General features: G+C 72.5%; 11 protein-coding genes. 5 read left to right on the top strand and 6 right to left on the bottom strand.

Annotation, left to right across the window (positions count from 1 at the left end; translation table 11 throughout):
- Window positions 1–2 precede the first annotated feature (2 nt).
- Together ACZ68P_RS31555 and ACZ68P_RS31550 are read right to left on the bottom strand one after the other, a co-directional pair.
- Window positions 3–1,091 carry a hypothetical protein gene (locus ACZ68P_RS31555; RefSeq protein ID WP_471012245.1) on the bottom strand — a complete coding sequence of 363 codons (1,089 nt, stop codon included), beginning with the start codon at window positions 1,089–1,091 and terminating at the stop codon, window positions 3–5.
- Entirely contained in the window at window positions 1,088–2,155 is a 1,068-nt protein-coding gene (locus ACZ68P_RS31550) for a hypothetical protein (protein ID WP_471012241.1), read from the bottom strand. The genes ACZ68P_RS31555 and ACZ68P_RS31550 overlap by 4 nt, the downstream gene beginning before the upstream one ends.
- Before the next feature lie 225 nt (window positions 2,156–2,380).
- Between ACZ68P_RS31550 and ACZ68P_RS31545 the strand changes: the two genes are divergently transcribed.
- The gene (locus ACZ68P_RS31545) at window positions 2,381–2,917 is read left to right on the top strand and encodes an NUDIX hydrolase family protein (RefSeq protein ID WP_471012238.1); all 537 of its coding nucleotides are present in this window, start codon (window positions 2,381–2,383) and stop codon (window positions 2,915–2,917) included.
- Here ACZ68P_RS31545 and ACZ68P_RS31540 read toward each other — a convergent pair.
- A complete protein-coding gene (locus ACZ68P_RS31540; RefSeq protein ID WP_471012318.1) occupies window positions 2,814–3,182 on the bottom strand; it encodes a GNAT family N-acetyltransferase in 369 nt (122 codons plus the stop codon). The two genes, ACZ68P_RS31545 and ACZ68P_RS31540, sit on opposite strands and share 104 nt — an antisense overlap.
- Between ACZ68P_RS31540 and ACZ68P_RS31535 the strand changes: the two genes are divergently transcribed.
- The 3 genes from ACZ68P_RS31535 to ACZ68P_RS31525 all read left to right on the top strand — a co-directional run bounded on the left by ACZ68P_RS31535 (window position 3,078) and on the right by ACZ68P_RS31525 (window position 8,274).
- Complete coding sequence (locus ACZ68P_RS31535; protein ID WP_471012331.1) at window positions 3,078–3,377, top strand: hypothetical protein; 300 nt, start codon at window positions 3,078–3,080, stop codon at window positions 3,375–3,377. The two genes, ACZ68P_RS31540 and ACZ68P_RS31535, sit on opposite strands and share 105 nt — an antisense overlap.
- A 385-nt stretch (window positions 3,378–3,762) precedes the next feature.
- Complete coding sequence (locus ACZ68P_RS31530) at window positions 3,763–6,432, top strand: PQQ-dependent sugar dehydrogenase (protein WP_471012315.1); 2,670 nt, start codon at window positions 3,763–3,765, stop codon at window positions 6,430–6,432.
- Between the two features lie 21 nt (window positions 6,433–6,453).
- Complete coding sequence (locus ACZ68P_RS31525; protein ID WP_471012236.1) at window positions 6,454–8,274, top strand: ThuA domain-containing protein; 1,821 nt, start codon at window positions 6,454–6,456, stop codon at window positions 8,272–8,274.
- A 114-nt stretch (window positions 8,275–8,388) separates the two neighbouring features.
- On the opposite strand, the gene ACZ68P_RS31520 is transcribed toward ACZ68P_RS31525, so the two are convergent.
- The 3 genes from ACZ68P_RS31520 to ACZ68P_RS31510 all read right to left on the bottom strand — a co-directional run bounded on the left by ACZ68P_RS31520 (window position 8,389) and on the right by ACZ68P_RS31510 (window position 10,857).
- Window positions 8,389–8,964, bottom strand: a complete 576-nt coding sequence (locus ACZ68P_RS31520) for a hypothetical protein (RefSeq protein ID WP_471012234.1) — start codon at window positions 8,962–8,964, stop codon at window positions 8,389–8,391.
- A gap of 113 nt (window positions 8,965–9,077) precedes the next feature.
- Complete coding sequence (locus ACZ68P_RS31515) at window positions 9,078–9,881, bottom strand: SGNH/GDSL hydrolase family protein (RefSeq protein WP_471012233.1); 804 nt, start codon at window positions 9,879–9,881, stop codon at window positions 9,078–9,080.
- Window positions 9,882–10,122: 241 nt separating this feature from the next.
- On the bottom strand, window positions 10,123–10,857 hold the full coding sequence (locus ACZ68P_RS31510) for a TioE family transcriptional regulator (protein ID WP_471012231.1): 735 nt from the start codon (window positions 10,855–10,857) through the stop codon (window positions 10,123–10,125).
- A 58-nt stretch (window positions 10,858–10,915) separates the two neighbouring features.
- On the opposite strand from ACZ68P_RS31510, the gene ACZ68P_RS31505 reads away from it, so the two are divergent.
- A complete protein-coding gene (locus tag ACZ68P_RS31505) occupies window positions 10,916–12,136 on the top strand; it encodes an erythromycin esterase family protein (RefSeq protein WP_471012229.1) in 1,221 nt (406 codons plus the stop codon).
- Window positions 12,137–12,150 lie beyond the last annotated feature (14 nt).

Raw genomic sequence — 12,150 nt, 5'->3', positions numbered from 1 at the left:
CCCTAGCCGACGGAGAGCGCGCAGCCCTGGGCCTTCGCCGAACGCTCGGCGAAGGCCCGCAGCGCGTCGCGGAGGGCGGGGTGGTCCAGCAGGAGGGTGGAGCCACCGCGCCCGTCACCGGCGGGGGCGACGGAATAGGCGGCGCGTCCGGCCGCGCCGGGGCAGTCGGCCCACAGGACGTAACGGCCGTCCGGGGCATCGCCCGCCGGCCGGTCGGCCAGGTCCTCCAGACGTTCCCCCTCGAGCCAGTCCAGCGCTCGGCCGTACGACGCGGTGAACGTGTACAGCGGCGCACCCCTGAGCCCGCCCAGCGTGCAGCCCTCCACCGGCTTCGGTCCCGGTGCGGTCTCGACGACCGTGCGGACGCCCCAACGGGCGGCGGTCCGCTCGTCCAGGACTCCGGCGCAGCTGCCCGACACCGACGCGAAGGGCTTGTGGTCCCAGGCGTTCACGGAGACGCCCACCGACCGCACCGGCTCGCCCTCGCCGACCGGGCACCCGCCCTGGCGGGCGTAGGCCGCCGCCGTCCGGGTCAGCACGGCGGTGAGCCGCACCCGGTCCTGCGGACGGCCGAAGTCCGCGCGGTCGATCCGGGCGCGTACGTCGGCGACGACTCCGCCGTCCGACCTGCCGTCGCAGTCGAGCAGGACGGTGGCGGTCGCCTGGCCCCGGCGCTCCTGGTCGGGATCGAACGCGAACCCGCCGGTCCAGCCATGACCCAGCGGCGCGTCGGTGCGCGCGGCCTCCAGCCGCGCGAAGCGGTCCCGCGCGTCGCTCACCGTCACGCGGAGGTCGATCCGGCCGTCCTCCTCGTCGTCGACCTCGCTCACCCGGCACTGCCAGGAGGTCCTGCCCTTCCTCGTCTCCGCGGTCACCTCCGCCCCGCCCGTCAACTCCCGTACCGCCTCGGCCGCCAGGGTGCCGTCACACGCCTTGTCCAGGGCCCGGTCATGGCGCCAGGCGTCCCAGCCGCCCGACAGCCAGAACAAGCCGCCCGCCACCACCGCCGTGCCGAGCGCCAGGCCCGCCACGAGCCGGATCCGACGACGGCGGAGCCTGCCCCGCTCCCGCTCCACGGCCTCGTCGCTCATCCCCACACCCTTCCGAGCACCTTCGTGTCACGGCAGCCGTCCGAAGCGCCGAGGTAGCGGGCGAGGAGCGCGTCGGCCCGGGCCGACAGAAGACCTCGGTCCGCCCCCTCCAGGCCCAGCCGGTGCAGGGTCCGGCCGCCCGCGCACCGGCCCTCGGCCCAGACGGCGAGCGAGTGCCGCTTCCCGCCGGCGGTCGGCGGACCGCCGCTTCCGGCCCGGGCGAGCTCACGCCCGTACTCGGTGCCCACCTCCGGCAGCACCTCGCCCCACCAGCTCGCGGAGGTCACCACCACGCCGCCGCCCGGCTTCGACAGGGTCGTGGAACAGGCCCGCCCCCAAGCGTGGGTCGCTCCGCGGGCGGACTGCTCGGCGTCCTCGAAGGAGGGGCCGAGCAGCGCCGGCCGGAACCAGGCGCACTCCGCCGTGGCCGCGTCCGGGGCCTCGTCGTCCCGGGACGGCACGACCGGTTGTACGTCGGCCTCCCGCACAGGGGCCCCGCCGCACCGCCGGCTCGCGCGCACGTCCTCGGCGACGGCGGCGACGAGCGCCCCGGCCCGCTCGTGCTCGGCGCCGACGGTCGAGGCGTGCACCCGGAAGGACGTGACGGGCCGCGCGTACCCCGGCAGGCCGTTCGGGCAGTCCACCGTGACCCGCACGGCCGCCCGCTCGTGCTCCTCGGCCCACTCCGGTACCTCCGCGAACGGAGTGCGGGCCACGATGTCCTCGACCCGGACGCCCTTCAGCGGAGGGTCGAGGACCGGCTCCGCCGTCACGCTGAACCACGGGTCGTCGTCCCCGTCCCCGCCGAGGGAACAGGACACCAGCCCCCGCGGCCCGGGCCCGGTCCGCAGTGTCCACCAGGAGTCGTGGGCCAGCAGCCTCGCCGCGTCCTCCCGGGGCAGCGCCCCACCGCACGCCTCGGCGAGCGCGTCCTCGTTGTGCCGCTCGCGCTGCTCGGCCCGTACCAGGACGACACCCGCCGTCAGCGCCACGAGCAGCAGCGTCAGCGCCGCCTGCGGCAGCCACCGGTGCCGCCGGAACCGCGCCCATGCCGAATCGCCCATCCCCGCCCCCGTTCCCGCGCTCGTGCACGGGCCTCCCACCGTGCGAACCGATCACCGCACGCTATCCCACGCGGTCCGCCGCCCCGGATCGAGCGCTGCCCTCCCTGGCCCGGGGCTTCCGATCGCTGCCGGTGGCGATGTGCCTCGTCGGCGCGCCCCGAACTCCGTCCCGACTGGCGGGCCGATGATCTGGGCGGAGGACCGTCCGGAAAGTATGATCAGGCGATGTCTGACATGACCGAGACCACGCACGGATGGCTGACCGGGGACGAGCTGGAGAGCGCTCGGGCACGGATGCCCATCCTCTACGTCGACGCCGTTCCCGTACGCGTGGACGAGACCGGCGAAGTCACCAGCATCGGACTGCTCCTGCGGATCGGTACGGACGGAACGATCAGCCGGACCCTGGTGTCCGGCCGTGTGCTGCACCACGAGCGGGTCCGCGACGCGCTGCTGCGCCACCTGGAGAAGGATCTCGGTCCGGTGGCGCTGCCCCATGTGCCCGCTTCCCTCCAGCCCTTCACGGTCGCCGAGTACTTCCCCACCGCCGGTGTCACCCCGTATCACGACCCTCGCCAGCACGCGGTGTCCCTGGCCTACATCGTGCCGGTGACCGGTGACTGCCGTCCCCGGCAGGACGCCCTGGACCTGGTCTGGTTCAGCCCGCGGGAGGCCGCCTCCGCGGCCGTGCAGAACGAGATGCCGGGCGGCCACGCCGTCCTGCTGAAGCAGGCCCTCGCGCATGTGGGGCAGACCTACTGAAAGCCGGGGTCGGTCCGGCCGGCCGGTGAGCGGCTTGACGAGGAACAGGCAGGGGGCGGCGACCTGGTGCCGCACCCCGCCGTCGAGGTAGTGGTGGCGGTCGAGGTCCTGGCACCCGGTCTCGTGGTGGCCGAGCCGTAGGGGAGAGCGCGGCCGCGCGGTGGTTCCGGTCGTCCACGCCCAGGCCGATCCGTGGACGGCCGTGCCGCCGGGCCCGGTCATCGGCGGCGCGGACGAGGGCCGGTCCGATGCCCCGGGACCGCAGGCGGGGCGGCCGGACGACGAGGCCGTTCACCTCGGGACGAGAGGGACGAAGGCCCGGCGGCCGTGGGAGGACGAAGGCCCGGCGGCCTCGGGGGACGAGGGCCGCCCGGCGACCGTGGGGGACGAGGGGCCCGGTGGCCGTCCAGGGGCCGAGGGCGGTGAGGGCGGTGTCCGGCGGCTCCGCGAGGTCGAGTGACGTCCGGGGACGACCGCCCCCTTCTTTGTCCTGCCGGGGGAAGAAGTTCGCGATGCCGCTGCGAAAGGTCTTACGGGTGGCGGAGAAGCGCGCTAACTTCCCTACGGGCCCGTCCAGTTGACCGCGGCGACGGGCCTGCCGGCGTGACGGCGCACGCCTGCGATCCCCCGACCGGGCAACTCCGGCCCGTCGGCCCCCCACCTCTCGGGAGACATCTGTGCGCCAGAAACCCTTCCGTGTCCGCAGAGCCGTCGGCGTGATCGCGCTGGCGCTCTCCACCGCCCTGCTGTCCCCCGTGGCGCCGGCCTCCGCTCACGGCGAAGGCGAGGCGGCGGCCGCCGCCGAGGAGTTCCAGCAGGTCACACTCGCCAAGGGCGTCGCCGAGATGGGCGAGCCCATGACCATGGCCGTGCTGCCCGACCGGGGGGTGCTGCACACCTCGCGCGACGGCACGCTCCGGCTGACCGACGCGGCCGGGGCCACCAAGGTCGCCGGGCAACTCCCCGTCTACAGCCACGACGAAGAGGGGCTGCAGGGTGTCGGCGTGGACCCCGGCTTCAGCTCCAACCGGCACATCTACCTCTACTACGCCCCCAAGCTCTCCACCCCGGCCGGTGACGCCCCCAGTGACGGCACCGCCGCGGACTTCGCGCCCTTCGACGGGGTGAACCGCCTCTCGCGCTTCACGCTCAGGACCGACGGAACCCTGGACACCGCGAGCGAGAAGAAGATCCTCGACGTGCCGGCGTCCCGCGGCATCTGCTGTCACGTCGGCGGAGACATCGACTTCGACGCCCAGGGCAACCTCTACCTCTCCACCGGCGACGACTCCAACCCCTTCGCCTCCGACGGCTATTCCCCGCTCGACGAGCGGGCCTCCCGCAACCCCGCCTACGACGCGCAGCGTTCCAGCGGCAACACCAACGACCTGCGCGGGAAGGTCCTGCGGATCAAGGTCGCCGCCGACGGTTCGTACACCGTCCCGTCGGGGAACCTCTTCGCCCCCGGCACGGCCAGGACGCGGCCCGAGATCTACGCCATGGGCTTCCGCAACCCGTTCCGGATGAGCGTCGACAAGGCGACGGGCACCGTCTACCTCGGCGACTACGGCCCCGACGCGGGATCCGCGAGTGCGACCCGCGGACCGGCGGGCCAGGTCGAGTTCAACCGCATCACCAAGGCCGGGAACTACGGCTGGCCCTTCTGCACCGGGGCCAACGAGGCCTACAACGACCACGACTTCTCCACCGGGACCTCGGGGGCGAAGTTCAACTGCGCGGCGCCCAGGAACACATCGCCCCGCAACACCGGCCTCACCGACCTGCCGCCCGCCCAGTCGGCGTGGCTGCCGTACGACGGCGGCTCGGTTCCCGAGTTCGGCAGCGGCTCGGAGTCGCCCATGGGCGGCCCGGTCTACCGCTACGACGCGTCCTCCACCTCCGCGGTGAAGTTCCCGCAGAGCTACGACGGGAACTTCTTCGCCGGCGAGTTCGGCCGCAAGTGGATACGCCGGATAGCCCAGGACGGCGCCGGGACGATCCAGTCCATCAACGCCTTCCCCTGGACCGGCACCCAGGTGATGGACATGGCCTTCGGGCCGGACGGAGCCCTGTACGTCCTCGACTACGGCACCGGCTACTTCAACGGCGACGAGAACTCGGCGCTCTACCGCATCGAGCACATCACCGGCGGGCGTTCCCCCCTCGCCGTGGCGACGGCCGACCGCACCTCCGGCAAGGCACCGCTGACGGTGACGTTCTCCTCCGCGGCCTCCTCCGACCCCGACGGCGACGCGCTGCGCTTCGCATGGAAGTTCGGTGACGGCGGCACCTCGACCAGCGCCGCCCCGTCGCACACCTACACCGTCAACGGCCGCTACACCGCCGAACTGACCGTCACGGACGCCACCGGGAAGCAGGCGACGGCCTCCGTGCAGATCACCGTCGGCAACACCGCCCCGACCGTGCGGCTCGACCTGCCCCTGGACGGCACCATCCTCGACCCCGGCGCCGCCGTGCCGTTCCGCGTGACGGTGACCGACCCCGAGGACGGACCCATCGACTGCTCCAAGGTGAAGGTGACCTTCATCCTCGGCCACGACAGCCACGGGCACCCGCAGACCTCCGCCACCGGCTGCTCCGGCACCGTGCAGACCATCGCCGACGGCGAGCACGACCCGAACGCCAACATCTTCGGCGTCTGGGACGCCGAGTACACCGACAAGGGGGCGAACGGCCAGCCCGCCCTCACCACCCACGACCAGAACATCAGCCAGCCCACCCACCGCCAGGGCGAGCACTACGGCAACACGTCGGGCGTGCAGATCGTCGACCACGCGCCGGCCCACGGCGGGAAGACGGCCGGCCACATCGAGACCGGCGACTGGATCTCCTACACCCCCTACGTCCTCGCCGACGCCGCCCGCTTCACCGCGCGCGTCTCCTCCGGCGGCACGGGAGGCACCATCGAGGTACGGGCGGGATCCCCGACCGGCACGCTGCTCGGCACGGCGACCGTGCCCGTGACCGGCGGCTGGGAGACCTTCCAGGAGGTCAGCACGGCTCTGACCAACCGCCCGAGCGGCTCCACCACCCTCTTCCTGGTCTTCAAGGGCGGCAGCGGATCGCTCTTCGACGTCGACGACTTCCACTTCGCGCTCTCGGGCGCCACGCCGACCGGTGGCGAGGTCAAGGGTGTGAACGGCAAGTGCCTGGATGTCGCGGGCGGGGCCAGTGCCGACGGCACACAGGTGCAGATCTGGACCTGCAACGGGACCACGGCGCAGAAGTGGTCACGGCCGGGGGACGGCACGCTGCGCGCCCTTGGCAAGTGCCTGGACGTGGATGGCGGCGCGACCGCGAACGGTACGAAGATTCAGGTGTGGACGTGCAACGGCAGCGCCGCTCAGGTCTGGCAGCCCCAGAGCGACGGCACGGTGCGCAACCCGCAGTCCGGCAAGTGCCTGGACGCCGAGGGCGGTACCTGGAACGACGGCACGCGGGTCCATCTCTGGACCTGCCACGCCGAGGCCAACCAGAAGTGGACCCTGTCCTAGCAGGAAGGAGGCGACACGAAGATGCGACACATCCTCTCCCGTACCGGCGTCTGGCTCGCCGGCACCGCCCTGATCTGCGCGGGCGTCGCGCCCGCCGTCGCGACCGCCGTCCCCCAGACGGCCCGCACCGCGGCGATCGCGGACTCCGCCACCGTCTCCGCCGCACCTCGGGCGGACCGAGCGGCGGCCGGCGCGGCCTCCGCCGTACAGGCGGCCGCCGACCCCGCCTACCGGGTCCTGGTCTTCTCCCGGACGGCCGGCTTCCGCCACTCGTCCATCGACGACGGCGTGGCGGCCCTGCGTGAACTGGGCGGTGCGAACAACTTCACCGTCGACGCCACCGAGGACCCCACCGCCTTCACCACCGGCAACCTCGCCCGCTACGCCACGGTCGTCTTCCTCTCGACCACCGGCGACGTCCTGAACGGGACCCAGCAGACCGCCTTCGAGCAGTACATCCGCGGCGGCGGTGGCTACGTGGGCATCCACGCCGCCGCCGACACGGAGTACGACTGGCCCTTCTACGCCGGGCTCGCCGGCGCGCTGTTCCACTCGCACCCGCACATCCAGACGGCGACCACCAAGGTCGAGGACCGTGCCCACGACGCCACCGCGCATCTGGGCCGGACCTGGCAGCGCCAGGACGAGTGGTACAACTACCGCACCAACCCGCGGACCACGGCGCACGTCCTCGCGTCGCTCGACGAGTCCAGCTACTCGGGCGGCACCATGTCCGGGGACCACCCCATCGCCTGGTGCAAGGCCCACGAGGGCGGCCGGGCGTTCTACACCGGCGCGGGCCACACGGACGAGTCGTACGCCGAGCCGGCGTTGCGCCGCCACCTGCTGGGCGGCATCCGCTGGGCGGCCGGGATGACGGAGGCCGACTGCCGGCCCGAGACCGGCTACACCGCCCTCTTCGACGGCGGCGGAACCGCAGGCTGGCAACAGGCGGGCCCCGGCTCCTTCTCGCTGGCCGACGGGACCCTCACCTCGCAGGGCGGGCTCGGGATGCTCTGGTACGCGGGCCGGGAGCTGACCGGTGACTACTCGGTCAAGCTGGACTGGCGGGCCGAGGGCGACGACAACTCCGGGGTCTTCATCGGCTTCCCCGCCTCCTCGGACCCGTGGTCGGCGGTGAACAACGGCTACGAGATCCAGATCGACGCCACCGACGCCGCCGACCGCACGACCGGCTCCGTCTACGGCTTCAAGTCCGCGGACACGGCCGCTCGCGACGCCGCGCTCAACCCGCCGGGGGAGTGGAACACGTACGAGCTCCGGGTCACGGGGGAACGTCTGGAGATCTTCCTCAACGGTCGGAAGATCAACGACTTCACCAACACCGACCCGGTCCGCAGCCTGCGCCAGGGCCACATCGGTCTCCAGAACCACGGCGAGGGGGACACCGTCGCCTTCCGCAACGTCCGGGTCGCGACCTCCGGGGGCACACCGCCCCCGGCCGGGGGCGAGGTCAAGGGCGTGAACGGCAGGTGCCTGGATGTCGCGGGCGGGGCGAGTGCCGACGGTACGCAGGTGCAGATCTGGACCTGCAACGCGTCGGCCGCGCAGAAGTGGTCCCGGCCGGGGGACGGCACGCTGCGCGCGCTTGGCAAGTGCCTGGACGTGAGCGGGGGCGGGAGCGCCGACGGCACGAAGGTCCAGCTCTGGACGTGCAACGGCAGCGGCGCCCAGGTCTGGCAGCCCCACGGTGACGGTACGGTGCGCAACCCGCAGTCGGGCAAGTGCCTGGACGCCGAGGGCGGTACCTGGAACGACGGCACCCGGGTCCACCTGTGGACCTGCCACACCGGACCCAACCAGAAGTGGGTCCTGCCCTAGGGCGTGTCGCCTCCGCCCCGGACGGTGCACCGCCCCTCCCGATGCCGTCACACAGGCCTCGGGAGGGGCGGTGCCGCCCCTTCGGCCGTCTCCGGCCTCGGAGGCGGCGGTCGTTCAGCAGCCGCCGCAGTTGTAGAAGGTCACGTCCCAGTGGTTGCCCTCGTCGGCGTAGATGTTGCCGGCGCCGGACTTCCACTGCGGGGAGCCGTCGCCGCGTACGCCGATGTAGGTGAAGGTGTTCTTGATGTAGTTCCCGACGCAGGTGTACTTGCTGAAGTCGAGCTTGTAGCCGTTCCAGTGCGAGTACGTGCCGGAGGCGTGGCCGGTCTCGGTGCCGCCGGTGATGTTGAGGGCGCAGCCGCTGGCGCTCTTGAGGGTCTGGGCGCCCTGCGCGGTGGCGAGGTTGAGCTGCTCGAAGGACGTGCAGGTGGGGTTGGACCGGTCGGAGCAGCCGCCGGACGAGGACCAGGTGATCCCCGAGGCACGGAACATCGAGGTCGCGGTGGCGTGGCTGATCTTGGTGGCCGCCTGGGCGTCGGTGGCGCCGGAGAGGACGCCGACGCCGGGTGCGAAGAGTGCGCCCAGCACGAGGGCGAGGGCGGTGAGAACGGAGCGGAGTGCCTTTCCTCGGGTACGGCTCGAGGTGGTGCCGTCGGCCCGGGGACCGGTGGGGACCTGCGGAGACTTCATGGGCTTTCCTCCTGGTGCGGATCGGATGGGGCGCGCGATGCCGGGCGGTGTGAGCCGGGTCTACCCGCGTCGACTCATGGACGCGAAAGATCCCGGGGGGTGCCCGGGGAAGATCAGACGGCGGAGCGGAAGGCCGGCAGATAGCCGCCGGAGTGACCGGTGGCGGTGGGGTGGTAGCTGTTGGAGACAGGCACCGAGACGCTGTGCAGCCACGCCGCGCCCGAGCAGATCTCGTGGCCGGTGAACTCGTCCACGACGCTGGAGTAGGAGAAGCCGGCGTTCGCGGCCTGCTTCGCGAGCATGGCGTTGAGGGCGTCGCCGCCCCGGTTGATCGCGGCGCGCTCGGTTTCGCTGAGGCCGGCGATGCAACTGCCGTTCAGCTGGTAGAAGCGCGGGTAGCCGAGCACGACGACCCGGGCCTGGGGCGCCTTGCCCCGGATGCCGGCGTAGAGGGAGGAAAGGCTCCCGGGCAGTGTGTTGTTGATCTGCCCGATGGCGGTGTTCACCGCGTTGACGCAGGTCGCCTCGCTCTGCAGGACGCAGGTCTGCATGACGTTCGCGAACCCGACGTCGTTGCCGCCGGCGGTGACGCTGACGAGCGTGGTGGAGCTGGTGAGCGGGGCCAGCTGGCTGTTCTTGACCGTGCTGGTCGTCGCTCCCGAACAGGCGGTGAAGGAGAAGGAGGCCGGGGCGTTGGCGGCCGCCCAGAGGGACGGGTACGCCTTGCTGCTGCGTTGGCAGCTGCCGCTGTCGGACAGATAGCTTCCGGCGCCCACCCCCGAGGAGTAGGAGTCGCCGAGAGCGACGTAGCGCTCGCCCGCCGCCGCGGCGGCGGAGGCGGGCTGGGCCATGCCGAGGGTCGCGGCGACCAGGGCCAGCAGGGTGGGCAGGGCCCATCTGAATCTAGACGTGCGCATGACAAATAACTCCCTGAAGTGTTGTGGGGAACAGGAGTTGTTGAAGTGTCACTCTTCTAGCAGGGGTCGACGCACTCGCGATAGATGTGCGGATCGGTTTGTTTCCGTGGGTTCTTCCCCAGGACGCGAGTGACGCGCGGCGCGCGCGGCGCCCAGGCCCCTCCGTCGCAGGTCACAGCGTGGGAAGGGCCGGCACCCGCGACGCCCGGCCCTTCCCTCTCCTCGGCCGGCGGCCGGCCCGTCATCCGCGCTCGCGGAGATACGCCTCCAGCTCGGCGGCGCCGCTGAGCATCGCCCGCCCGCGGGCGGACAGCCGTCCCTGCCAGTCACCCAGCGCGGCCTCCAACGGCTCCAGCCCACCGGCCGCGCGCACCCGCTCGATCAGCGGGGCGATCCGATCCAGCGGGTAGCCGCCCCGCCTGAGCTGGTGGGCCAGCCGGGCATCCCGTACGTCGGCCTCGTCGTAGACCCGGTACCCGGTCCTCGCGTCGCGGCGCGGACGCACGAGACCGGCGCTCTCCCACGCACGCAGCGTCGCGGGCCGGATGCCGAGCCTCCGCGCCAGCGGCCCGATGTACGTGGCGCCGGACCAGGCACCCCGTGCCTCGGGCCCGGCCGTCGCGGTGGACTCCAGGTCACGGAGGGCGCTCTCCACGGCCTGGAGGGTCCGGCGGTCGTCGAGGAGCTGGGTGTGGCTCTCGTCGACGAGGCGGAGCGCCTCGTCGACCGCGCCGTGGTTCAGGGCCCGCATGATCGACGCCGCCGACGGGTGGCCATGGCCGGGCACCAGGGCGAGGAACGCCCGCAGCGCCGCCGCGTGCAGCGGGGCGTAGGCGCGGTAGCCGTGGGCCGTCCGACCGGCGGCCGGCAGGATGCCGGCCTCCTCGTAGTTCCTGACCGCCTGGGTCGACAGACCGTGCCGACGCGCCAGGTCGATCGGCCGCAGGTGCCTGCCGGTTTGAAGGTTTCGGCCCATGAGACCGACCGTATCGCGGAAAAGTCTCCACCGAAGGTTCAACGATAGCGTTGAAGGCATGGCGACCGACATCACGCACACCGCCCATGCCGTCGAGGCTGCCGCCGTCATGAGGCTTCTTCCGGCCCGGCCCCGGCTCCTCGCCCTGGGCGAGCCCACCCACGGCGAGGACTCCCTGCTCGACCTGCGCAACGACCTCTTCCGCCGCCTCGTCGAGGAGGAGGGCTACCGGACGATCGCGATCGAGAGCGACTGCCTGCGGGGCCTCGCCGTCGACGCCTACGTCACCTCGGGCGAGGGCACACTGGACGAGGTCATGGAGCACGGATTCAGCCACGGCTGGGGCGCCTTCGCGGGCAACCGCGCACTCGTACGCTGGATGCGGGCGTACAACGACGGCCGGCCCGCCTCCGAGCGCCTCAGCTTCGCGGGCATCGACGGCCCGCTGGAGATCACCGCGGCCGAGAGCCCCCGGCAGGCCCTCACCGCACTTCACGACTACCTCACGGCCTGGGTGGACGCCGATCTGCTCCCCTGCACCGCGGAGACGCTCGACCGCCTGCTCGGCACCGACGACCGGTGGACCGAACCCGACGCCATGATGGACCCGGCCCGATCGGCGGGCCGGTCGGCCGAGGCGAGGGAACTGCGCTTGCTCGCCGACGATCTGGTGGCGCTGCTCGACACGCAGACGCCCCACCTGATCAGGGCGGCCTCGTGGGAGGACTGGGACCGGGCGTGCTTGTACGGCCGCACCGCGACCGGACTGCTGCGCTACCACCATGAGATGGCCGACACCTCGCCGGTCCGCATGGCGCGGCTGTGCGCGCAGCGGGATCTGATGATGGCCCACAACCTCCTCGCCGTCGCCGCTCGCGGACCGGCCCTCGTCCACGCCCAGAACGCCCACCTCCAGCGGAAGAAGAGCACGATGCGGATGTGGCAAGGGCCGGTGGAGTGGTGGAGCGCCGGCGCGCTGGTGAGCGCCCGGCTCGGTGAGGAGTACGCCTTCGTGGCCACGGCGCTCGGCACGATCCGGCACCAGGGGGTGGACACACCCCCACCGGACACCGTCGAGGGCCTCCTCTACGCCCTTCCGGAGGACCGGTACGTCATCGACACCACGCGCCTGGCCACCGCACTCGGCGACACGCGTCCCGCGCCCCGAACGTCTCCCTGGTTCGGCTACGCCCCGCTCGACCCGGCCCACCTGGCGGACTGCGACGGGATCGTGTTCGTCAAGGACGTCCCGCAGTGCTCAGCACGCGTATCCCGGTGACCAGGCGGCCGTGA

The sequence above is a fragment of the Streptomyces sp. NPDC036822 genome (assembly GCF_055609145.1).
The sequence above is the reverse complement of the archived record's forward strand: the minus strand, read 5'-3'. Positions and strand labels throughout refer to the sequence as shown.